18 protein-coding genes, 2 tRNA genes, 4 rRNA genes and 4 pseudogenes (1 of these 28 running past the window's edge) are annotated in these 22,023 nt (G+C 40.2%); 22 read left to right on the top strand and 6 right to left on the bottom strand.

What is annotated here, in order from left to right; genetic code table 11:
• The first annotated feature begins 112 nt into the window (after positions 1–112).
• The 3 genes from A2G56_RS07120 to A2G56_RS07110 all read left to right on the top strand — a co-directional run bounded on the left by A2G56_RS07120 (position 113) and on the right by A2G56_RS07110 (position 3,296).
• Positions 113–3,015: ribosomal RNA gene (locus A2G56_RS07120) — 23S ribosomal RNA — on the top strand.
• An 87-nt stretch (positions 3,016–3,102) separates the two neighbouring features.
• Positions 3,103–3,218 (top strand): 5S ribosomal RNA (gene rrf / locus A2G56_RS07115).
• A 5-nt stretch (positions 3,219–3,223) separates the two neighbouring features.
• A tRNA-Asn gene (locus A2G56_RS07110) sits at positions 3,224–3,296 on the top strand.
• Positions 3,297–3,388: 92 nt separating this feature from the next.
• Here the strand turns inward: A2G56_RS07110 and A2G56_RS10285 are convergent.
• Positions 3,389–4,225 (bottom strand): annotated as a pseudogene (locus A2G56_RS10285) (IS630 family transposase).
• A gap of 153 nt (positions 4,226–4,378) precedes the next feature.
• Here A2G56_RS10285 and A2G56_RS07100 point away from each other — a divergent pair.
• From A2G56_RS07100 to A2G56_RS07085, 4 genes and pseudogenes are all read left to right on the top strand, one after another.
• Positions 4,379–4,564 carry a hypothetical protein gene (locus tag A2G56_RS07100; RefSeq protein ID WP_062710785.1) on the top strand — a complete coding sequence of 62 codons (186 nt, stop codon included), beginning with the start codon at positions 4,379–4,381 and terminating at the stop codon, positions 4,562–4,564.
• Positions 4,545–4,895, top strand: coding sequence for an IS66 family insertion sequence element accessory protein TnpB (gene tnpB, locus A2G56_RS07095; protein WP_062710782.1), 351 nt, complete (start codon positions 4,545–4,547; stop codon positions 4,893–4,895). Before A2G56_RS07100 ends, tnpB begins: the two co-directional genes overlap by 20 nt.
• Before the next feature lie 47 nt (positions 4,896–4,942).
• On the top strand, positions 4,943–5,149 hold the full coding sequence (locus tag A2G56_RS07090; RefSeq protein WP_062710780.1) for an IS66 family transposase: 207 nt from the start codon (positions 4,943–4,945) through the stop codon (positions 5,147–5,149).
• A pseudogene (locus tag A2G56_RS07085) lies at positions 5,103–5,711 on the top strand (transposase); the annotation flags it as partial. The gene A2G56_RS07090 and the pseudogene A2G56_RS07085, both read left to right, overlap by 47 nt.
• Before the next feature lie 404 nt (positions 5,712–6,115).
• On the opposite strand, the pseudogene A2G56_RS07080 reads toward A2G56_RS07085, so the two are convergent.
• Positions 6,116–7,320: pseudogene (locus tag A2G56_RS07080) on the bottom strand (IS110 family RNA-guided transposase).
• Positions 7,321–8,138: 818 nt separating this feature from the next.
• Positions 8,139–8,258, bottom strand: a complete 120-nt coding sequence (locus tag A2G56_RS11190; RefSeq protein ID WP_418080415.1) for a transposase family protein — start codon at positions 8,256–8,258, stop codon at positions 8,139–8,141.
• Here A2G56_RS11190 and A2G56_RS10970 point away from each other — a divergent pair.
• Together A2G56_RS10970 and A2G56_RS07075 are read left to right on the top strand one after the other, a co-directional pair.
• Positions 8,246–8,589 (top strand): annotated as a pseudogene (locus A2G56_RS10970) (hypothetical protein); the annotation flags it as partial. The gene A2G56_RS11190 and the pseudogene A2G56_RS10970 overlap by 13 nt on opposite strands.
• A gap of 111 nt (positions 8,590–8,700) precedes the next feature.
• Positions 8,701–9,195, top strand: a complete 495-nt coding sequence (locus tag A2G56_RS07075; protein WP_062710777.1) for a hypothetical protein — start codon at positions 8,701–8,703, stop codon at positions 9,193–9,195.
• A gap of 70 nt (positions 9,196–9,265) precedes the next feature.
• Here the strand turns inward: A2G56_RS07075 and yaaA are convergent, their stop codons facing one another.
• From yaaA to A2G56_RS07060, 3 genes are read right to left on the bottom strand one after another with little or no spacing between them, the layout of a single operon-like run.
• On the bottom strand, positions 9,266–10,003 hold the full coding sequence (gene yaaA, locus A2G56_RS07070; RefSeq protein ID WP_062710770.1) for a peroxide stress protein YaaA: 738 nt from the start codon (positions 10,001–10,003) through the stop codon (positions 9,266–9,268).
• Between the two features lie 18 nt (positions 10,004–10,021).
• Positions 10,022–10,690 (bottom strand): rhomboid family intramembrane serine protease, encoded by a 669-nt coding sequence (locus A2G56_RS07065; RefSeq protein ID WP_062710767.1) that lies wholly within the window; start codon positions 10,688–10,690, stop codon positions 10,022–10,024.
• Positions 10,690–11,220, bottom strand: coding sequence for a 5-formyltetrahydrofolate cyclo-ligase (locus A2G56_RS07060; RefSeq protein WP_062710764.1), 531 nt, complete (start codon positions 11,218–11,220; stop codon positions 10,690–10,692). Before A2G56_RS07060 ends, A2G56_RS07065 begins: the two co-directional genes overlap by 1 nt.
• Positions 11,221–11,366: 146 nt before the next feature.
• Between A2G56_RS07060 and A2G56_RS07055 the strand changes: the two genes are divergently transcribed.
• From A2G56_RS07055 to A2G56_RS07005, 13 genes are all read left to right on the top strand, one after another.
• Positions 11,367–11,633 (top strand): IreB family regulatory phosphoprotein, encoded by a 267-nt coding sequence (locus tag A2G56_RS07055; RefSeq protein WP_062710759.1) that lies wholly within the window; start codon positions 11,367–11,369, stop codon positions 11,631–11,633.
• The gene (gene ruvX, locus A2G56_RS07050) at positions 11,633–12,052 is read left to right on the top strand and encodes a Holliday junction resolvase RuvX (RefSeq protein ID WP_062710748.1); all 420 of its coding nucleotides are present in this window, start codon (positions 11,633–11,635) and stop codon (positions 12,050–12,052) included. The genes A2G56_RS07055 and ruvX overlap by 1 nt, the downstream gene beginning before the upstream one ends.
• A 15-nt stretch (positions 12,053–12,067) precedes the next feature.
• Entirely contained in the window at positions 12,068–12,373 is a 306-nt protein-coding gene (locus A2G56_RS07045) for a DUF1292 domain-containing protein (RefSeq protein WP_062710745.1), read from the top strand.
• 100 nt (positions 12,374–12,473) lie between these two features.
• Complete coding sequence (locus A2G56_RS11080) at positions 12,474–12,599, top strand: hypothetical protein (protein ID WP_257721916.1); 126 nt, start codon at positions 12,474–12,476, stop codon at positions 12,597–12,599.
• Positions 12,600–12,643: 44 nt separating this feature from the next.
• Positions 12,644–14,176: a glycosyltransferase family protein gene (locus A2G56_RS07040; RefSeq protein ID WP_062710742.1), complete on the top strand. Its 1,533-nt coding sequence runs from the start codon at positions 12,644–12,646 to the stop codon at positions 14,174–14,176.
• Positions 14,177–14,271: 95 nt separating this feature from the next.
• Positions 14,272–16,458, top strand: a complete 2,187-nt coding sequence (gene nrdD, locus A2G56_RS07035) for an anaerobic ribonucleoside-triphosphate reductase (RefSeq protein ID WP_062710739.1) — start codon at positions 14,272–14,274, stop codon at positions 16,456–16,458.
• 15 nt (positions 16,459–16,473) lie between these two features.
• Positions 16,474–16,608 carry a hypothetical protein gene (locus A2G56_RS11075; protein WP_099091477.1) on the top strand — a complete coding sequence of 45 codons (135 nt, stop codon included), beginning with the start codon at positions 16,474–16,476 and terminating at the stop codon, positions 16,606–16,608.
• A gap of 19 nt (positions 16,609–16,627) precedes the next feature.
• Positions 16,628–17,560 (top strand): Gfo/Idh/MocA family protein, encoded by a 933-nt coding sequence (locus A2G56_RS07030; RefSeq protein WP_062710736.1) that lies wholly within the window; start codon positions 16,628–16,630, stop codon positions 17,558–17,560.
• On the top strand, positions 17,541–18,068 hold the full coding sequence (locus tag A2G56_RS07025; protein WP_062710733.1) for a GNAT family N-acetyltransferase: 528 nt from the start codon (positions 17,541–17,543) through the stop codon (positions 18,066–18,068). Before A2G56_RS07030 ends, A2G56_RS07025 begins: the two co-directional genes overlap by 20 nt.
• Positions 18,055–18,612: an anaerobic ribonucleoside-triphosphate reductase activating protein gene (gene nrdG, locus A2G56_RS07020; protein WP_062710731.1), complete on the top strand. Its 558-nt coding sequence runs from the start codon at positions 18,055–18,057 to the stop codon at positions 18,610–18,612. Before A2G56_RS07025 ends, nrdG begins: the two co-directional genes overlap by 14 nt.
• 262 nt (positions 18,613–18,874) lie before the next feature.
• Positions 18,875–20,433, top strand: a 16S ribosomal RNA gene (locus A2G56_RS07015).
• Between the two features lie 54 nt (positions 20,434–20,487).
• Positions 20,488–20,560, top strand: a tRNA-Ala gene (locus tag A2G56_RS07010).
• Between the two features lie 152 nt (positions 20,561–20,712).
• Positions 20,713–22,023: ribosomal RNA gene (locus tag A2G56_RS07005) — 23S ribosomal RNA — on the top strand (it continues 1,592 nt past the right edge of the window).
• Together the 16S and 23S rRNA genes with 1 tRNA gene alongside form the textbook arrangement of a ribosomal RNA operon.

Raw genomic sequence — 22,023 nt, 5'->3', positions numbered from 1 at the left:
ATCTATATCAAATTCCACAATTTTAGAAAAGATTGTAGAAGAAGTAACAAGAAAATAAACCGAAACGCTGTCATTATTAAATGAGTTTAGATCGAGAAGATCAAAAAAATAAGGTTAAGTTAATAAGGGCGCACGGTGGATGCCTTGGCACTAGAAGCCGAAGAAGGACGTGACTAACGACGAAATGCTTTGGGGAGCTGTAAGTAAGCGCTGATCCAGAGATGTCCGAATGGGGGAACCCACTAGCTGATGGCTAGTATCCATAACTGTTAAGGTTATGAGAAGGAAGACGCAGTGAACTGAAACATCTAAGTAGCTGCAGGAAGAGAAAGCAAACGCGATTGCCTTAGTAGCGGCGAGCGAAACGGCAGAAGGGCAAACCGATGAGTTTACTCATCGGGGTTGTAGGACTGCAACGTGGGACTGTAAGTCATAGAGGAATGACCTGGGAAGGTCAGCCAAAGAGAGTAAAAGCCTCGTACTTGAAATGACGCACAGCCCTAGCAGTATCCTGAGTACGGCGAGACACGCGAAATCTCGTCGGAATCTGGGAGGACCATCTCCCAACCCTAAATACTCTCTAGTGACCGATAGTGAACCAGTACCGTGAGGGAAAGGTGAAAAGCACCCCGGGAGGGGAGTGAAATAGAACCTGAAACCGTGTGCCTACAACAAGTTCGAGCCCGTTAATGGGTGAGAGCGTGCCTTTTGTAGAATGAACCGGCGAGTTACGCTATGATGCGAGGTTAAGTTGAAGAGACGGAGCCGTAGGGAAACCGAGTCTTAATAGGGCGCAATAGTATCATGGTGTAGACCCGAAACCATGTGACCTACCCATGAGCAGGTTGAAGGTGAGGTAAAACTCACTGGAGGACCGAACCAGGGCACGTTGAAAAGTGCTTGGATGACTTGTGGGTAGCGGAGAAATTCCAAACGAACTTGGAGATAGCTGGTTCTCTCCGAAATAGCTTTAGGGCTAGCGTCGATATTAAGTCTCTTGGAGGTAGAGCACTGTTTGGGTGAGGGGTCCATCCCGGATTACCAATCTCAGATAAACTCCGAATGCCAATGAGATATGATCGGCAGTCAGACTGCGAGTGCTAAGATCCGTAGTCGAAAGGGAAACAGCCCAGACCACCAGCTAAGGTCCCCAAATATATGTTAAGTGGAAAAGGATGTGGGGTTGCACAGACAACTAGGATGTTAGCTTAGAAGCAGCTATTCATTCAAAGAGTGCGTAATAGCTCACTAGTCGAGTGACCCTGCGCCGAAAATGTACCGGGGCTAAAACATATTACCGAAGCTGTGGATGACACAAAGTGTCATGGTAGGAGAGCGTTCTATGTGTGAAGAAGGTGTACCGTGAGGAGCGCTGGAACGCATAGAAGTGAGAATGCCGGTATGAGTAGCGCAAGACAGGTGAGAATCCTGTCCACCGTAAGACTAAGGTTTCCAGGGGAAGGCTCGTCCGCCCTGGGTTAGTCGGGACCTAAGGAGAGACCGAAAGGTGTATCCGATGGCCAACAGGTTGATATTCCTGTACTAGAGTATATAGTGATGGAGGGACGCAGTAGGCTAACTCAACCGGACGATTGGAAGAGTCCGGCTAAGCAGTGAGGTGTGTTAGGAGTCAAATGCTTCTAACTATAACATTGAGCTGTGATGGGGAGCGAAATTAAGTAGCGAAGTGAGTGATGTCACACTGCCAAGAAAAGCTTCTAGCGATAATTATACTCTACCCGTACCGCAAACCGACACAGGTAGTCGAGGCGAGTAGCCTCAGGTGATCGAGAGAACTCTCGTTAAGGAACTCGGCAAAATGACCCCGTAACTTCGGGAGAAGGGGTGCTGTCTAGAGACAGCCGCAGTGAATAGGCCCAAGCAACTGTTTATCAAAAACACAGCTCTCTGCTAAATCGTAAGATGATGTATAGGGGGTGACGCCTGCCCGGTGCTGGAAGGTTAAGAGGAGTGCTTAGAGTAAGACTCGAAGGTATGAATTGAAGCCCCAGTAAACGGCGGCCGTAACTATAACGGTCCTAAGGTAGCGAAATTCCTTGTCGGGTAAGTTCCGACCCGCACGAAAGGCGTAATGATTTGGGCACTGTCTCAACGAGAGACTCGGTGAAATTTTAGTACCTGTGAAGATGCAGGTTACCCGCGACAGGACGGAAAGACCCCATGGAGCTTTACTGCAGTTTGATATTGAGTATCTGTACCACATGTACAGGATAGGTAGGAGCCGAAGAGTTTGGGACGCCAGTTTCAAATGAGGCGCTGTTGGGATACTACCCTTGTGTTATGGCTACTCTAACCCGGATAGGTAATCCCTATCGGAGACAGTGTCTGACGGGCAGTTTGACTGGGGCGGTCGCCTCCTAAAAGGTAACGGAGGCGCCCAAAGGTTCCCTCAGAATGGTTGGAAATCATTCGCAGAGTGTAAAGGTATAAGGGAGCTTGACTGCGAGAGCAACAACTCGAGCAGGGACGAAAGTCGGGCTTAGTGATCCGGTGGTTCCGCATGGAAGGGCCATCGCTCAACGGATAAAAGCTACCCTGGGGATAACAGGCTTATCTCCCCCAAGAGTTCACATCGACGGGGAGGTTTGGCACCTCGATGTCGGCTCGTCGCATCCTGGGGCTGTAGTCGGTCCCAAGGGTTGGGCTGTTCGCCCATTAAAGCGGCACGCGAGCTGGGTTCAGAACGTCGTGAGACAGTTCGGTCCCTATCCGTCGCGGGCGTAGGAAATTTGAGAGGATCTGCTCCTAGTACGAGAGGACCAGAGTGGACTTACCGCTGGTGTACCAGTTGTCTCGCCAGAGGCATCGCTGGGTAGCTATGTAGGGAAGGGATAAGCGCTGAAAGCATCTAAGTGCGAAGCCCCCCTCAAGATGAGATTTCCCATAACATTAAGTTAGTAAGAGCCCTGAGAGAAGATCAGGTAGATAGGTTAGAAGTGTAAGTGTGGTGACACATGTAGCGGACTAATACTAATCGCTCGAGGACTTATCCAAAGTAAACCGAAGACAATATTGACAGATAAAGGATAACTTGTTAGAATATAGGTATTCAATTTTGAATGGATTATCCACTCAGATTAGTTAAGTGACGATAGCCTAGGAGATACACCTGTACCCATGCCGAACACAGTAGTTAAGCCCTAGTACGCCGGAAGTAGTTGGGGGTTGCCCCCTGTTAGATAAGGTAGTTGCTTAGCTTTTATCCGCCATAGCTCAGTTGGTAGAGCGCATGACTGTTAATCATGATGTCACAGGTTCGAGCCCTGTTGGCGGAGTATAAAATAGCTAGAAACGTTGATGTATCAGCGTTTCTTTTCTATTTGTGTAAAATTTGTACGAAGAATATCGAATTTTTGGCTCATTATAGTCAACTGAAACAAGAGCAGGACAAAAGTGCCTCAATGAAAGTATGGCTATTTGGCAATACTTTTCTGAGATGTTTTTTAATGTAAGCCCATGTTTTCTCGATGGGATTGTACTCAGGTGAGTACGGAGGAAGAGGTAAAACTCTATGCCCCTGCTCCTTAGACAAAACCTTTAATCTGCTCATTCTATGAAACGTTGCATTGTCCATAATGATAACTGATGGCGTCTCCAAAATGGGGAGTAAGAATTTTTGGAACCAAGCTTCGAAAAGATCACTAGTCATAGTATCATCGGAGCTATAAGCTCACCATTTATGAGACCTGCCACTAAAGATATCCGTTGGTATCTTCTTCCACAGACCTTACCTTTTATCACCTGACCTTTCAAGGAGCGACCATATTCTCGATAAAAATAGGTCTCAAACCCTGTCTCATCAATATAAACAGGAGTCAGGTTCCCTAGATTATTCAATTCTTTAAGAAACAGGGCTACTTTTTCAGGGTCTTGTTCGTGGTAGGTAGTGCTCTTTTTTTCGAGTATACCCCATGGCTTTGAGAGCGTAATGGATAGTGGTTGGATGACAGCCGAATACAGAAGCTATTTCAGTCAAATAAGCATCTGGATGAGTTTCAAGATAGTCCTTTAATTTATCTCTATCAACTTTTCTTGGCTTAGTTCCTTTAACTTGATGATTAAGCTCGCCTGTTTTTTCTTTTAGTTTTAGCCATTGATAAATGGTGTTGCGTGAGATTTGGAAAACAGCAGATGCTTCAGAAATACTGCCAGTTTTGTCACAGTAGGCGAGAACTTTTTTACGAAAATCTAGTGAATATGCCATAAAAATAGGATATCACAAATGTACTGTTTTTACTTCATTTTGCTATATTGTAGTGGGTTGACTTATAGGTAACCGCGCCATAAGGAGGTATCTACCGAAATTGTCAGTTCTCCAGTATACTGTTAATAGAAAACAGAATTGGAGGCTATTGTGATGACACAACCTATCGTTCCTTTGGAAACGCCCCAATCTCGTCGCTTTGAGAAGAAAAAGAAAAACGAGATAGTACTGAAACTGCGTATTGGAAAAGTTGAACTAAGCTTGTTCCAATCTCTTCGTCAAGAAACACTGGAAACTATTTTAGATAAGGTATTGCTCTATGTCGATTCATCTCGGTGATTTAGGAAAGGTCTATCTTGTCTGTGGCAAAACAGATATGAGGCAGGGGATTGATTCGCTCGCCTATCTGATTAAACGTCAGTTTGCCCTAGATCCCTTCTCAGGTCAGGTCTTTCTGTTTTGTGGTGGACGCAAAGATCGCTTCAAGGCCCTCTATTGGGATGGTCAAGGATTTTGGCTGCTCTATAAGCGTTTTGAGAATGGGAAACTGACCTGGCCGAGTCATGAAAACGAGGTCAAAGCCCTGACGCCTGAACAAGTTGACTGGCTCATGAAGGGATTTTCGATAAGCCCTAAAATAAAACCTACAAAAAGTCGTGATTTCTATTGAAATTATGGCTTTTCTTTCGGTATAATTAAGAAAACGGGAGGATAGTTATGAGCTCACAAGATAAAGTTGTTGAAAATTTAACAAAAACCATTGAAATGATGGCTAATGAACTCACCCTCCTGCGTGAACAGGTTGCCTATTTGACTCAGAAACTTTATGGCAAGTCATCTGAGAAATCTATTCAAGTTAACGGTCAACTAAGTCTCTTTGACGAAGAACAGCTGCCTGAAGAAGACGCTGACTTACCCAGGTGAAACAGAAACCATTACCTATAAACGTAAGAAAGTTAAGGGAGTTCGTCAGGCTATTTTTAGTCAGTTCACTCCAGAGATTGTTCATCACGAATTACAGGGGGAAGACTGCACTTGTCCAGAGTGTCATGGTCGGTTAAAGGAGATTGGTTCAACCGTTCAAAGACAAGAGTTGGTCTTTATTCCTGCGCAATTGAAGCGGATTGATCATGTCCAACATGCTTACAAATGTCAGACGTGTAGTCAGAAGAATCTGAGCGATAAGCTTATCAAAGCTCCTGTTCCGAAAGCACCGTTGGCTCACAGCCTAGGCTCTGCTTCCATCATTGCTCAAACGATTCATCAGAAATTCAATCTCAAGGTACCGAACTACCGCCAAGAAGAGGATTGGAATAAACTTGGCTTGCCTATCACACGCAAAGAAATCGCTAATTGGCACATCAAATCTAGTCATTATTATTTCGAGCCACTTTATGACCTTCTTCGTGAGAAGTTGTTGGAACAGCCCATTCTCCATGCGGATGAAATCAGCTATAGAGTCTTAGAAAGCGATAGCCAGTTGACCTCAACACTGTGAAATACATGACTTATCTTCTAGAACATCTTCCTAACGAGGAAAACCTCGCAAATAAGGACGTTCTAAAGGCTTATTTTACCGTGGACTGAACGAATTCAGAACAATTGCAAATAGAAAAGTTTCCAGAGTCAACTTGACTTTGGAATGTTTTTCAATATACCTCGTTATTGGGCGCTTACAGTTAACACCGAGAGAGAATCAGATTGGTTCTCTCTTTCTACCATTTGTCAAGTTTATCAAGGGTTTAACTTAAAAATATGATCATACAGTGACTGTATAGAGATTACTGACTCATTTCCGTCACTCATTTAGTTAAAAAAGAACATGCCAAAACAACACCTTATGTTGGCAATTTTTTGATAAGGTGTTACAATACTAGGGCATAGACTACTTTACCGATTTTGGGTCGCAGTATAATCGTAACGTTTGTTATGCGTTATGAGGTAATACATTGTCCTGATGAGGCGATGTATAGAGGCAATCGTATGTGGCTTAGTTGAAGTCATCTGCGATTGTCTTTTTCGTTTCTCATAGAAATCTGCGATATGGCAAGGATTAGTGTGACTAGCTGCAGCAATGTTGTGGATGCACTTGAATAGAATCTTTCTTGCGTAAGGGTTCCCGCGTTTGGTGATGTGTTCTTTGGCTAAGAAGTTCCCAGATTCATAGTGTCTTAGATCAATCCCAATAAAGGCGTTGATTTGATTGGCAGACTGAAAACGGCGAATGTCACCGAGTTCGCCTATAATGCTTGTCGCTGTTGTTTCAGCGATACCAGGAATAGATAGTAAGATGTCATATTCAGGCAAAGGTTTGGCTAGAATTACCATTTCATCCAGAACAGCCTGTCTGCGTTCAGACAATCTAATCAGTTCTTGCGCATAGTAACGGACCTCTTCAAGCATTGGAGAAGTTTTCTTGACAGCACAGTAGGACTGTTTAGCGAGTTCTGTCAGTTTATCAGCCAGATACTCGACACGCTTTTCGGAAATGCGTTTGGTCGTAGATTGACGAATGCTATCGATTAACTGACTTTGAGTTAAGCTCAATACAAACACTTTGCACGGAAAAGCCATGACCAAATGCCAGTACTGTTCACCAGTTGGTGTCGATAAGAGGTTTTCTAACTCAGGGAAAGTGACCTGCAAGACCTTGTGTAGACGGTTTTTTGTACGGACAATATCTTCTGTCAGATTTTGGTAAAAGCGACTTAAATCACGTAGATGTTGATAGATTTCTTGTTGTACATAGGTTGGTTTTCGATTCAGTACAAACTGAGACTGTGCTAACTTTTCAGCGTCCATTTTATCGGTTTTACGGACACGTAGGCTATCCAGTTGCTTCTTAGCTTCCAGCGGATTGAGTCGAGTATAGGCGTAGCCATTTTCCTCAAGAAAAGCCTGAAGACGACGAGAATAGACGCCTGTCGCTTCAAAGACAATCTCTCAGGATTAGGGACAGTTTTCAAGTCTCCTAGAAGCTGATTAAAGCCGATAGAATCATTAGGCATGGTGTAACCGTGAACCTTCTCACCGTTGACTAGAATGGCCACTTCTGAACTTGTTTTACTCACATCAATCCCAAATACTGTACGCATGATACTACCTCTTTATCTTGTTTGATTCCTTGTTTTAGTGATGTCATTTTCAATACTCGACGTCTAGCGTCCCACATACTTTGATAACATTCTCCCTAAAACAGGTGTCTTGCCAGTTTTTATTACGACGTCTAGCGTCAAAACACCCCGCGACTTAACAAGACACCTCTACTTTAACATAACGAAAAAGTAGTGAGTACTCTCTCCCGTCGGAGATTTCCTCACTACTAATATTAGTGTGTTTTGTGGCTTCAAAGTGGTTAGACGTTTTGATATAGGATAGAGAGTATCATTGAACGATTTCATACTGGCAAACCTAGTAGCTCACATAAGCCGTCCTAGGTGTGCTGTACGATGTGAAAGCGATTCAGATCATCTGAGCCTGAGCTTTTGGAAATCATTTTTTGATTATAAGGATATAGCTACCAGATATGTTTACAGTCATCACCTTGACTTGTTCACGAATCTTTCGAGGGACTTAAAAAATGGTTTTTGATTGTTATTTGTCGGTTATTTTCCAGCATAGTGATAATCTTTCTGGTTTTAAACTCCTGAGCGATAACATTTTCCATTGTTTCGTGAGCATTTATCCTAGGAGTGCCTGTCATATGATCAATTCTAATCCTCCTTGATAGTGAATGTACTAATAACTGCCGTTGGACAGCAGAGAGGGCAATAAGGAGGGGGTTAGCGATGTCTGTGTTAGTTCGTTTTTCAGTATGAAGTTGAGTGGTTTTCTGTCAGACACATTGTGAGATCTGGTGGTTCTTTTTGACCAAACGTGTTTGAGTAATAATGACTTTTTGGCAGCATTTGTATTAAAAGTGTCGTTTTTTGAGTCTCAGTACTGTTGGCATGCCTTGGATGTCGAGGCGTGGAATGGTTGACGTCTTTGAAAAATCATATGTGTTTCTATACCCACTGCAGTGAGGACAAATACAGCATTTCAGCCATGTGTCATTGGCTGAATATTTCTCGTTCTAACTATTATTGCCAAACTGTAGAATCAATAGCCGCAGTAGTTCGGTTATCGTATCGTTGTATCATGGAGTGGCTAAAGTTAGTTTCGGTCTATCAGAATGCTGACTTCAAACCTCATTCCAAAGGGAAAAATGCCACATTTATTCCAAATATGAATAGGCAGTTTAACCAAGAAAAGCCACTTGAAGCGATTGTAATGCGGACTTAATCTATGTCCGTATTGGTAAGTGCTTGGCTCATGCTTTGCCCAAGGTCAAGATTTTCCATTCAGATCCTAGTAAAGCATTTTATAAAAATTGAAAAGAACAGTGCTGTCTTTTCAAAATATGACATTTATGTCATGTTGTCATTCTTGTTAGCCCTGTATAATGACCTTATTAATAGAAATGAGGTTATAATATGTTTAATGATGAGTTATCGTTAAGAGAACTACCATTCGATGAATTGTGCCAGTTAATTCGACCAATTGTTTTTAAGTTTATGCGACAGTATCATATCCATCTTTGGGAAGTTAATGATTGGGAGCAGGAAGGAATGATTTGCTTATTTCGTTTGATTCAGGATAAACCGTCTTGCTTGAATTGCCGTTCTTTGTTCTTTGCGTGTTTTAAAACAAAATTTTCAAGTTACTTAAAGGATGTTCTAAGATCTCAAGAAAGTGATAAAAGAAGACTTAATCGTTTACCTTATGAAGAAGTGTCAACTTTGAGCCACTCTATCTCTCAAGGAGGTTTGGGGATAGATGAGAAGATTATTTTGAAAGATCAGTTACTCAGATTACGCGAACAATTACCGGTTCAAAAGAAGCATCTTGTTGAGTTATTGTTAAGTGGGGAACGTTTCAAGGGACGTAGTGAACTCTTAAGACAATTGAGAGAACTTTCAGAAGGATAGAAAAAAGACCAGTTTGAGATCTTGCTCAAGCTGGTAGTTTTGGTTGTGATAGTGTGCTGTAGTAGATGATTTAAACCTTTCGAATATAGATTAATTCGTTTTGATTATTAGATTCTTTGAAATGATAGCCTTCAAAGGAGAGCGCTTTTAAATCCTTTATTGTTTGACACTCCTCCATTGCGGCTGCTTTTAGAAAGTAACCACGTCCTTTTTTGGAGATAGTGGAGTGTTGTTTCCATTTTCCTGAATGGTCTTGCTCGTAGAATCTAACTTTTATTAACTTTTGCCGATTTATTGTCGAAAAAACAGTCTCAAATTCCGATGATAATAGTGAAATGATTGTTTCTTGTTCGTGTGATTCTATAAAATTATCGTAGTCTTTTTTCCAAAGTTTTTTTAAAGATTGGTTATTGATCGATAGAGATGTATTAAAATCCAGCCGATGGGGCTTAATAGATTCAGAGATTGGAATTATGCCATATAATGCTGTTGTGATAAATGTTGTCTGATTAAGGTATTTTTTGGCATCATTTGATAGGTCTGTTTTTAGTGTTCGGTACATTAAACCATTGTAAAGGTCAAGTGCCTTGTAGGAGAAACTTGTGTCTGAAGTGATATCACGCCAACGTCTTTGTTCTTTTAGAGCAGTCTCTTCTTTTTTGAAATGATAAATAGAGAGTAATTCGTTCAAATCTTTTTGTGACATTTCGTCTATAATTTTCCTAGTGTTATTTGAATATATTTTTTTAATTTTTTCTGGTTTTTTCTCGACCATTTCTTTAGCAGTTGGTATTAAAAAACGTAGCATAAGTGCTTTTTCCTTATATTAATGGGTTATGGCAAATATAGTTAGACTAATTAGAATGAAAAAATAGACAATAAGGGATATGATTTTAGAAAATAAAGATAGGTTAGTTTCTTTTTTAGGGCTGAATGTTATGCCTAACAAAAGACCTCCAATTAGACCTCCTAGATGTCCAACAACACTGACATTGGGAGTGATTAGATTGAAAATAAGATTGACAATAATAAGAGTTCTGTAAGAATTACTGAGATTTCTTAGATTGTTATTTTTACTGAAGTAACCCGTGACAACAATGGCAGCGAAAAGACCAAAAATTGAAGTAGATGCGCCTGCCACAATGACATCAGGGGTAAATAATAGCACAAATACGTTTCCCATCAGGCCAGATAGAAGAAATAGAATAAAGAATTTTGCATGCCCGTACAGTCTTTCAGACAATTGTCCAAGGAAGAAAAGGGTGACAGTATTAAATAGGAAATGTTCCCAACCGATATGAACGAAAATGGGTGTCAAAAGACGCCAAAAATGGGACATGTTTTCTTTTAGCACGCTCCCAATTAATCCACCAAAACGATAGATGACATAGGCGCTTTCAGCATTTCCAGGATGTAACAGTTGCATACATAAGAAGACGAGGGAAATGCAGATGGTAAATAAAATGGTGATAGGTGATTTTTTTAATGTAGACATTATTGTAGTAGTTTTTTAACCGGAATATCGAATGAATCTTTTGGAAAGTGTTGGAGTTGGAATGGATAGATAGTACTGATAGTCTCGCCAGTATAGTCTGCTAAATAGCGATCAAAATACCCGGCACCATAACCAATTCTATAGCCATCAGGGGAAAAAACAACTCCAGGGACATGGATAAAATCAATATCAGACTTTTTAACTTCTATATCTGATATTGGTTCTAAGAGACCAAAGGATGTTTTTTGTAATTGATTTTTATCATATTTTACAAAAATCATTTTACCTTTGGGATAAGTTTTTGGAATAACAACCGTCTTTTTATCCTTAATAGCTTGTGAAATAAAAAGGTTAGTATTAAATTCATTGGCTGTTGAAAGATAGGTGGCAACAACCTTGGCATTTTGATAAGAAGTAGTAGAAATTAATTTTTCTAAAAGCAGGGCATCAGCTTTATTTTTTTGCAGAACATCTTGTGAAAAACATTTCATTTTCAAAATCATTTTTTTTCGTTGTTCATTTTTAGTCATGTTCTTATCTTATCATGAAGTCAGATAAAATTCTAATATTCTTCAATAACTTATACGAAGTGTCCGTTGGTATTGTTTTAGTTGTCTTTAAATGTTAATTATGCTATAATTAACAATCAAAAGCTTGTGAGAAAGAAGGTGTAGGTATGGGATTTACAGATGAAACTGTGCGTTTTAATTTAGATGATGCTAACCGTAAAGAGATTAGCGAAACCCTATCAAATGTTTATCATTCCTTAGCTGAAAAAGGCTATAATCCAATCAACCAAATCGTGGGCTACGTTCTCAGTGGGGACCCAGCTTACATTCCACGTTACAATGACGCTCGAAATCAGATTAGAAAATATGAACGAGATGAGATTGTAGAAGAATTGGTACGTTCTTATCTTGTTAATAATGGTGTAGAACTTTAATGAGAATAATGGGACTTGATGTTGGTTCGAAGACGGTAGGAGTAGCTGTAAGTGATCCTTTAGGGTTTACAGCTCAGGGTATCGAAATTATCGCAATTGACGAAGAAAATAAAGAATATGGTCTAAAGCGCCTAGCTGAATTGGTTTCTGAATACAAAGTTGATAAGTTTGTCGTAGGTCTTCCGAAGAATATGAATAATTCTGAGGGTCCACGTGTAGAAGCAAGTAAACTTTATGGGGACTTAATCAAGGAACGTTTTGAACTTCCTGTTGACTATCAAGATGAACGCCTAACAACCGTACAGGCTGAGAGAATGCTAGTTGAGCAGGCAGATATTAGCCGTGGCAAACGTAAAAAAGTTATCGATAAATTAGCAGCACAGTTGATTTTGCAAAACTATTTAGATCGTATGTTTTAAATTTAAGGAGAAAAGATGGCAGATAATCATAATCATGAACACGAACCAGAAGTTATTACTTTAGTTGATGACCAAGGTAACGAAAGTTTATTTGAAATTTTACTTACTATTGATGGTAAAGAAGAGTTTGGTAAAAATTATGTTCTATTGGTTCCAGCTGGAGCACAAGAAGATGATAACGGTGAAATTGAAATCCAGGCCTACTCATTTACTGAAAATGAAGATGGTACAGAAGGTGATCTTCAACCCATTCCAGAAGACTCAGATGTTGAATGGGATATGATTGAAGAAGTATTTAATAGTTTTATAGATGAAAATTAAGCTATTGATCCGATTTTTAATCGGGTCTTTTCTTTTATGAGTTAATACTACGAAAGCATCATATTTTTCCGAATGAATAAGTGAGATGAAAATAACTTGTATGATACCGTTAGATTTAACGGAAGAAGAAAAGCAATTTATGAAGCACTATCAAGAAAAAAATTATCATTATTTTAGAGATATTCAAAGATATGCTCTACTTTTGGAAAAATTGACTAACGTGTAAATTCTGTTATACTTTGTTAAGAAGTTAAAATAAGGAGAACACTAGTGGCAACAAGTTACCAGGAAAATAGCACGATACCCTTAGATGATATAGATTCTTTTGATAAAAAAACAAGTACTAAAATTGGTGGATTGGCTCATTTTTATGTGATCCTCTTGAGTGCTATGGTTAGTACCGTGTCTATCTTATTGCCAGTTATCAAAGATTTTTCAACAGTGGAACAAACGCAAAATCTTTATACGGGCCTAATGATGTCAAAAGGTGTTCTGCCTTACAATGACATTTATGCAACAGGTGGTTTTCTATATTACGCTGTGATAGCATTGTCATACTTTTTAGGGGCTAACTTATGGTTGATAGCCATTCATTTTTTAGCCTACTATATTTCTGGGCGCTACCTGTACAAGATTATTATTGATGTAACTCAGTCAAATGAATTGGCAGTTGCCATGAATTTATTGTTTTATCTTTTTAATCTCATTCTGGGATTTGGAGGGCTTCACCCTATTCAATGGGCTTTTCCATTTCTTCTAAGTATGATTTGGTTCTTAATATCTTATTTTAAGAATCGAGTTAAAGATGAGTGCTTTATTATTTTTGGTGTTGTAAGTACAGTAGGGCTATTTATTGAACCGCGTCTTTTAGTCTTTTGGTTAATTTCGAATATTACTATTCTCATTTTTAACCTCAAGTCAAAACGTTTTGCACGCGGATTTTATCAAGCTTTATGTTTTATTTTTGGATCAATCTTAATTGGATATATTGTTGGTTATTTTATTTTTAATGAACAATTATTGGCAGAGTATATTGCACAGCCAATTTTGTTTAACTTAACGGTGTTTCAATCTGGTCACGAGAATGTTATAATCACTGCTATTTTTCAACTCATTCTTGTCCTTTCTTCAGGACTTTATCTTGGATTTATGAGAGATAATCGAAATGATTTTACACCAGTAAAGATTATTTTAATTAGCTCTATTATGGTTTATAGCATTTACGCACTTCTGTCACAAACTTTTAATAGTTATTACCTCTTGTTTGTGATTGTGCAAGGTATTATTTTATCAAGTCGTCGTCTAGTCAAGGATTATCAATCAAGTTTATCTAGTAGAACACATCGTCGTAACAGGCGAGGATCTTTAGCAAAACAGTTTTTCTATAGTTATTTTACAAAAGCTTATTTATTACCTCTAATTTTGCTTGTCGGCGTTGTAGGTCAGCTAGGATACCATTATTACCTAGAGTCTCAAAACATCAATGAGCGACAAGAACTGACTTCATTTATATCAAAAAATACTGATAAGACTTCAAAAATCTATATTTGGGATAATCAGGCTACTGTTTATTTGCAATCAGAAAGACAATCCACATCAAAATTTTCTATTCCAGATTTGTACACGGTAACGTCTAAAAATAAACAAAGTTTAGAAGATAGCTTGCTTCAAGATAATGCTGAGTTTTTCATCGTTAAAAAAGGGATGACAATTAACAAGTCTATAGCGAACAATATTTCGAGACATTATAAACGAATTAAGATAAACGGAGTAAACTCTTTCATTATCTATAAATTAAAATAAAATCAATATATTGTGTCTTGAAAGTTTTTTTGACACAATATATTGATTTTTTGGTTTCCTTATGTCATAATAACATCTATCAGGAGGTTTTTTCAATGACAATGCAAGAAGAAATGATAGCGGAAACAACTTTAACTATGTCAAGTTTAAAACAAGTTGAAAAGTATGATGGTAGAGTAGTTGCCTTTGATATCCAAAAATTAATTGCTAGTCTTGAAAAAGCTATGACGGCAAATTCTGTGTTAAGTCAGGAAAAGTGGCACGCTATTTTGGAAGTTATTTTAGAGAAACTATCTAAAAATAATGCTCCAACCCTAAAGACAAAAGATATTCAATTAGTAACTCTTCAAACATTATTAGATTACCAAGAAGAAGATTTAGCGAGAGCTTATCAAGAGTTTGCTAAATCAAAGCAGGAACGTAAACATCAGGAAATGGATATCAATGCTGCTATTGACAAATTAATTGGTAGGGATAAAGCCATTGTCAATGAAAATGCCAATAAAGATAGTGATGTTTTTAATACCCAACGTGACCTGACGGCAGGGATTGTTGGTAAAGCCATTGGATTGAAAATGTTACCTATGCACGTGGCTAATGCTCATCAAAAAGGGGATATTCATTTTCATGATCTCGATTATAGTCCTTATACACCAATGACAAACTGCTGTTTGATTGATTTTAAAGGGATGCTAGCTAATGGTTTCAAGATTGGTAATGCTGATGTTGAAAGTCCTAAGTCTATTCAAACGGCGACTGCTCAGATTGCACAAATCATTGCCAATGTTGCTTCTAGCCAGTATGGTGGCTGTACAGCAGATCGAATTGATGAATTTTTAGCACCTTATGCTCAATTAAATTATGAAAAGCATTTAAAAGAAGCTAAGGAATGGGGTCTTGAAGGAAAACAAGAAGCTTACGCAGAAGCAAAGACGCAAAAAGATATTTACGATGCGATGCAGTCTTTGGAATATGAAATCAATACACTTTTTACTTCAAATGGTCAAACCCCATTTACCTCATTAGGTTTTGGTTTAGGGACGTCTTGGTTTGAACGCGAGATTCAAAAAGCTATTTTAGCCATTAGAATTAAGGGTTTGGGTAGTGAAGAACGTACGGCTATTTTTCCAAAATTGATTTTCACCGTTAAACGAGGATTGAATCTGGAACCTGATTCTCCTAACTATGATATAAAACAACTGGCTCTTAAATGTGCTACCAAGCGTATGTATCCAGATATTGTTTCTTACGATAAAATCATCGAATTAACAGGCTCATTCAAAGCACCAATGGGATGTCGCTCATTTTTACAGGGATGGAAGGATGAAAATGGACAAGATGTGACTTCGGGACGTATGAATCTTGGGGTAGTGACGCTTAACTTGCCTCGTATTGCTTTGGAATCTGATGGAGATATCGATAAATTTTGGGATTTATTCAAGGAGAGAATGCAGATTGCTAAAGACGCTCTTGTTTATCGTGTTAATCGTGTTAGAGAAGCTAGTCCAGCGAATGCTCCAATTCTCTATCAATACGGTGCTTTTGGAAAACGACTAGGCAAGACTGAAGATGTTAATCAAATGTTTAATAAGCGTCGTGCAACAGTTTCACTTGGCTATATCGGACTTTATGAAGTGGCAACAGTCTTCTATGGTCCAAACTGGGAAACTAATCTAGTTGCTAAAGATTTAACGTTGGATGTCATTCGACAAATGAAAGAAGCTTGTGAAGCTTGGTCTGATGAATATGACTATCATTTTTCAGTTTATTCAACACCGTCAGAAAGTTTAACAGACCGTTTTTGCCGACTAGATACAGAAAAATTTGGTGTTGTTAAAGATATTACGGATAAGGAGTATTACACTAATTCTTTCCATTACGATATCCGTAAAAATCCGACGCCATTTGAAAAATTAGATTTTGAAAAAGACTACCCTGCAGCTGGAGCATCAGGTGGATTTATTCATTATTGTGAATATCCAGTCCTACAACAAAATCCCAAAGCACTTGAAGCTGTCTGGGACTATGCTTATGATCGTGTCGGCTATTTAGGAACCAATACCCCAATTGATAAGTGCTATCTCTGCGAGTTTGAAGGCGATTTTGACCCAACGGAACGCGGATTTAAGTGTCCAAATTGCGGTAATACTGATCCTAAAACAGCAGATGTTGTCAAAAGAACATGTGGTTATCTTGGTAACCCACAAGCTAGACCGATGGTCAAAGGTAGACATAAAGAAATTTCAGCCCGCGTTAAGCATATGAATGGCTCATCATTGTAAAAGAAAAGGAAAATCATGGGAAAATATCAGTTAGATGATAAAGGAAAGGCACTTGTTCAACGCTTTCATGAAAAACATTCAACAGTGAAATCGGATAAAAAAGCGCGTGTACAGGAGCTATTGAAAAAAGCTAAAGTGAAGCAAAAATAACGATCAGGAGGAAGAGGGCATGTTAAAAATAGGAATTGTTGGTATTGGAGGGATTTCTAAAAAAGCTTATCTTCCTTATATGAGACAATTACCTGATATAGAGTGGCATCTTTTTACGCGAAATAGTGATGTTAGGCATCAAGCATCAACTCTATTTGGTCAATCTTACACTTACGAAACATTAGAAGCATTATTAAAAGCACCGCTTGATGGCGTTTTTATTCATGCGGCAACTAAGGCACACTTTGATATCGCTAGTCAATTTTTGGCACTGGGAATTCCTGTGTACATGGATAAACCATTAACAGAAGACTATGAATCTTCCCAAAAGCTATACCAATTAGCTCAAGAAAATAACACTTTTTTAATGGCAGGTTTTAATCGTCGTTTTGCACCGAGAGTTTTTGAAATGACAGAACTACAGAACAAGCGACGTATTATTGTTGAAAAAAATGACATTAATCGTGTAGGAGATTTTCAATTTAAGTTGTTTGATTTTTTTATCCATCCTTTAGATACAGCTTTATACTTACTTGATGATAAAATCAATTCAGCTCGTTTTAAAGTGATTAAAGACAATAATCTCCTGAGTCAGGTTTCAGTGATACTCGAGACAGAACAATCAGTTGCTATTGTAGGGATGAATCTTCAATCAGGTAGTCGCAGAGAAATTATAGAGATTCAGACACCCGAAGAAACCTATCATCTTGAAAACTTAGATGAATTAACTATTTTTAAAGAAACAAATCGGTTAACAAAACAATTTGGATCTTGGGACACGACCCTATACAAGAGAGGATTTGAGATCATTATTGACAGCTTTCTTGAAGCTATTCAAACCCAACAAAATCCTGTTAACCCTCAATCCAGTTTGTTAACTCATTGGCTTTGCCACCAAATTAACCAATCCAATGCAACGAATGGAGTGCTTAATGTCGATTTACCAGAATAATCTTATTATTCGCCGACCAACGATTGCTGATAGAAAAACAATTCTGGAAATGATTGAGGAGTACCATAAAGCCGACAGTTCAACTAGCGGCCTGTGGAATTTTGCTGACAAGCAGGATAACTTTGAAGGTTGGCTAGAAGCTAATCTCTTACAAGAAGCTGGATTGTTAGGAGAAAATATTCCAGCTATCCAGTTTGTAGCCTTTAATGAGAAAAACCAAGCTCTTGGCTTTTTAAACATTAGATTGCGTTTGAATCAAAAGTTACTATCAACAGGCGGACATATTGGCTATTCAGTTCGACCAAGTGAAAGAGGCCGAGGTATTGCCAAAAAGATGTTGAAAGAGGCAATCACTATTGCAAACACTAAAAATATTCAAAAGATCTTAGTGACTTGTCATCGAGATAATCCAGCTAGTCGAGCAGTCATTTTAGCTAACGGTGGCGTTCTCGAAAATAGTATTGATAAAATGGAAAGGTACTGGATAACAAGCAATGAACAATCCTAAACCTGGTGAATGGAAGTCAGAAGAATTAAGTCAAGGGAAAATAATAGATTATAAAGCTTTTAATTTTGTTGATGGTGAAGGTGTCAGAAATTCCTTATATGTGTCCGGCTGTATGTTTCATTGTGAAGGCTGCTATAATGTCGCTACTTGGTCTTTTAATGCCGGCATACCATATACACAAGAGTTGGAAGAACGGATTATAGAAGACCTATCCCAACCCTATGTACAAGGTTTAACACTACTAGGTGGTGAACCTTTCCTAAATACAGGTATTTTGATTCCTCTCTTAAAACGTATCAGGACAGAATTGCCTAATAAAGATATTTGGTCTTGGACAGGTTATACTTGGGAAGAAATGATGTTGGAGACAGATGATAAGATGGAGATGTTAAAACTGATCGACATTCTTGTTGATGGCAGGTATGATCGGAATAAAAGAAATCTCATGTTACAATTTAGAGGCTCATCAAACCAGCGAATTATAGATGTTCAAGAATCACTTAAAAGCAACAATATTATTATTTGGAAAAAGTTACAAAAATAGCTTGACAAGCCTCGCTGAAATATAGTAATATATAAAAGTTCTCAATCGCCCCATAGTCGTCATAAGCTTTTTCAAAAAAGTTAAAAAAAGTTATTGACAAAGTTCAGGTGGTTTGATAGAATAAAGAAGTTGTCTCTTAGGAGACGATAAGACCTTTGAAAACTGGATAAAGAAACCAAACGTGCGGGTTACAGTAAGTAACCTGTCAATAAAAAACGAACAAGTCAGAAGTTAACTGACTGAGTACAGTTCAAACGAACAAGTTAATGAGAGTTTGATCCTGGCTCAGGACGAACGCTGGCGGCGTGCCTAATACATGCAAGTGGAACGCATTGATAACTACCGTAGCTTGCTACACTTGATATCAATGAGTCGCGAACGGGTGAGTAACGCGTAGGTAACCTACCTTTAAGCGGGGGATAACTATTGGAAACGATAGCTAATACCGCATAATAGTGGCGGACACATGTCAGCTACTTAAAAGGTGCAAGTGCACCACTTAAAGATGGACCTGCGTTGTATTAGCTAGTTGGTAAGGTAACGGCTTACCAAGGCTTCGATACATAGCCGACCTGAGAGGGTGATCGGCCACACTGGGACTGAGACACGGCCCAGACTCCTACGGGAGGCAGCAGTAGGGAATCTTCGGCAATGGGGGGAACCCTGACCGAGCAACGCCGCGTGAGTGAAGAAGGTTTTCGGATCGTAAAGCTCTGTTATAAGCGAAGAACGGGAGTAAGAGTGGAAAGTTTACTCTGTGACGGTAGCTTATCAGAAAGGGACGGCTAACTACGTGCCAGCAGCCGCGGTAATACGTAGGTCCCGAGCGTTGTCCGGATTTATTGGGCGTAAAGCGAGCGCAGGTGGTTTAATAAGTCTGAAGTTAAAGGCAGTGGCTCAACCATTGTACGCTTTGGAAACTGTTAAACTTGAGTGCAGAAGGGGAGAGTGGAATTCCATGTGTAGCGGTGAAATGCGTAGATATATGGAGGAACACCGGTGGCGAAAGCGGCTCTCTGGTCTGTAACTGACACTGAGGCTCGAAAGCGTGGGTAGCGAACAGGATTAGATACCCTGGTAGTCCACGCCGTAAACGATGAGTGCTAGGTGTTGGGTCCTTTCCGGGACTCAGTGCCGCAGCTAACGCATTAAGCACTCCGCCTGGGGAGTACGACCGCAAGGTTGAAACTCAAAGGAATTGACGGGGGCCCGCACAAGCGGTGGAGCATGTGGTTTAATTCGAAGCAACGCGAAGAACCTTACCAGGTCTTGACATCCCGGTGACCGTCCTAGAGATAGGATTTTTCTTCGGAACACTGGAGACAGGTGGTGCATGGTTGTCGTCAGCTCGTGTCGTGAGATGTTGGGTTAAGTCCCGCAACGAGCGCAACCCCTATTGTTAGTTGCCATCATTAAGTTGGGCACTCTAGCGAGACTGCCGGTAATAAACCGGAGGAAGGTGGGGATGACGTCAAATCATCATGCCCCTTATGACCTGGGCTACACACGTGCTACAATGGTCGGTACAACGAGTTGCGAACTGGTGACAGTCAGCTAATCTCTTAAAGCCGATCTCAGTTCGGATTGTAGGCTGCAACTCGCCTACATGAAGTCGGAATCGCTAGTAATCGCGGATCAGCACGCCGCGGTGAATACGTTCCCGGGCCTTGTACACACCGCCCGTCACACCACGAGAGTTTGTAACACCCGAAGTCGGTGAGGTAACCTATTAGGAGCCAGCCGCCTAAGGTGGGATGGATGATTGGGGTGAAGTCGTAACAAGGTAGCCGTATCGGAAGGTGCGGCTGGATCACCTCCTTTCTAAGGAAATGGAAGCACGTTTGGGATCTTTATTTAGTTTTGAGAGGTCTTTGTGGGGCCTTAGCTCAGCTGGGAGAGCGCCTGCTTTGCACGCAGGAGGTCAGCGGTTCGATCCCGCTAGGCTCCATTGAATCGTAAGATTCAAGATAGTCCATTGACAATTGAATATCTATATCAAATTCCACAATTTTAGAAAAGATTGTAGAAGAAGTAACAAGAAAATAAACCGAAACGCTGTCATTATTAAATGAGTTTAGATCGAGAAGATCAAAAAAATAAGGTTAAGTTAATAAGGGCGCACGGTGGATGCCTTGGCACTAGAAGCCGAAGAAGGACGTGACTAACGACGAAATGCTTTGGGGAGCTGTAAGTAAGCGCTGATCCAGAGATGTCCGAATGGGGGAACCCACTAGCTGATGGCTAGTATCCATAACTGTTAAGGTTATGAGAAGGAAGACGCAGTGAACTGAAACATCTAAGTAGCTGCAGGAAGAGAAAGCAAACGCGATTGCCTTAGTAGCGGCGAGCGAAACGGCAGAAGGGCAAACCGATGAGTTTACTCATCGGGGTTGTAGGACTGCAACGTGGGACTGTAAGTCATAGAGGAATGACCTGGGAAGGTCAGCCAAAGAGAGTAAAAGCCTCGTACTTGAAATGACGCACAGCCCTAGCAGTATCCTGAGTACGGCGAGACACGCGAAATCTCGTCGGAATCTGGGAGGACCATCTCCCAACCCTAAATACTCTCTAGTGACCGATAGTGAACCAGTACCGTGAGGGAAAGGTGAAAAGCACCCCGGGAGGGGAGTGAAATAGAACCTGAAACCGTGTGCCTACAACAAGTTCGAGCCCGTTAATGGGTGAGAGCGTGCCTTTTGTAGAATGAACCGGCGAGTTACGCTATGATGCGAGGTTAAGTTGAAGAGACGGAGCCGTAGGGAAACCGAGTCTTAATAGGGCGCAATAGTATCATGGTGTAGACCCGAAACCATGTGACCTACCCATGAGCAGGTTGAAGGTGAGGTAAAACTCACTGGAGGACCGAACCAGGGCACGTTGAAAAGTGCTTGGATGACTTGTGGGTAGCGGAGAAATTCCAAACGAACTTGGAGATAGCTGGTTCTCTCCGAAATAGCTTTAGGGCTAGCGTCGATATTAAGTCTCTTGGAGGTAGAGCACTGTTTGGGTGAGGGGTCCATCCCGGATTACCAATCTCAGATAAACTCCGAATGCCAATGAGATATGATCGGCAGTCAGACTGCGAGTGCTAAGATCCGTAGTCGAAAGGGAAACAGCCCAGACCACCAGCTAAGGTCCCCAAATATATGTTAAGTGGAAAAGGATGTGGGGTTGCACAGACAACTAGGATGTTAGCTTAGAAGCAGCTATTCATTCAAAGAGTGCGTAATAGCTCACTAGTCGAGTGACCCTGCGCCGAAAATGTACCGGGGCTAAAACATATTACCGAAGCTGTGGATGACACAAAGTGTCATGGTAGGAGAGCGTTCTATGTGTGAAGAAGGTGTACCGTGAGGAGCGCTGGAACGCATAGAAGTGAGAATGCCGGTATGAGTAGCGCAAGACAGGTGA

Source organism: Streptococcus halotolerans, from assembly GCF_001598035.1.
Classification (GTDB): domain Bacteria; phylum Bacillota; class Bacilli; order Lactobacillales; family Streptococcaceae; genus Streptococcus; species Streptococcus halotolerans.
The sequence above is the reverse complement of the archived record's forward strand: the minus strand, read 5'-3'. Positions and strand labels throughout refer to the sequence as shown.

Coding starts and splice junctions, on each gene's coding strand:
- A2G56_RS11080 (WP_257721916.1), top strand. CDS start 12,474: ATGATACCGTTAGATTTAACGGAAGAAGAAAAGCAATTTATGAAGCAC.
- nrdG (WP_062710731.1), top strand. CDS start 18,055: ATGAACAATCCTAAACCTGGTGAATGGAAGTCAGAAGAATTAAGTCAA.
- A2G56_RS07060 (WP_062710764.1), bottom strand. CDS start 11,220: ATGACTAAAAATGAACAACGAAAAAAAATGATTTTGAAAATGAAATGT.
- ruvX (WP_062710748.1), top strand. CDS start 11,633: ATGAGAATAATGGGACTTGATGTTGGTTCGAAGACGGTAGGAGTAGCT.
- A2G56_RS11075 (WP_099091477.1), top strand. CDS start 16,474: ATGGGAAAATATCAGTTAGATGATAAAGGAAAGGCACTTGTTCAACGC.
- A2G56_RS07065 (WP_062710767.1), bottom strand. CDS start 10,690: ATGTCTACATTAAAAAAATCACCTATCACCATTTTATTTACCATCTGC.
- A2G56_RS07075 (WP_062710777.1), top strand. CDS start 8,701: ATGTTTAATGATGAGTTATCGTTAAGAGAACTACCATTCGATGAATTG.
- A2G56_RS07030 (WP_062710736.1), top strand. CDS start 16,628: ATGTTAAAAATAGGAATTGTTGGTATTGGAGGGATTTCTAAAAAAGCT.
- A2G56_RS07025 (WP_062710733.1), top strand. CDS start 17,541: ATGTCGATTTACCAGAATAATCTTATTATTCGCCGACCAACGATTGCT.
- yaaA (WP_062710770.1), bottom strand. CDS start 10,003: ATGCTACGTTTTTTAATACCAACTGCTAAAGAAATGGTCGAGAAAAAA.
- nrdD (WP_062710739.1), top strand. CDS start 14,272: ATGACAATGCAAGAAGAAATGATAGCGGAAACAACTTTAACTATGTCA.
- tnpB (WP_062710782.1), top strand. CDS start 4,545: ATGTCGATTCATCTCGGTGATTTAGGAAAGGTCTATCTTGTCTGTGGC.
- A2G56_RS07090 (WP_062710780.1), top strand. CDS start 4,943: ATGAGCTCACAAGATAAAGTTGTTGAAAATTTAACAAAAACCATTGAA.
- A2G56_RS07100 (WP_062710785.1), top strand. CDS start 4,379: ATGACACAACCTATCGTTCCTTTGGAAACGCCCCAATCTCGTCGCTTT.
- A2G56_RS07055 (WP_062710759.1), top strand. CDS start 11,367: ATGGGATTTACAGATGAAACTGTGCGTTTTAATTTAGATGATGCTAAC.
- A2G56_RS07045 (WP_062710745.1), top strand. CDS start 12,068: ATGGCAGATAATCATAATCATGAACACGAACCAGAAGTTATTACTTTA.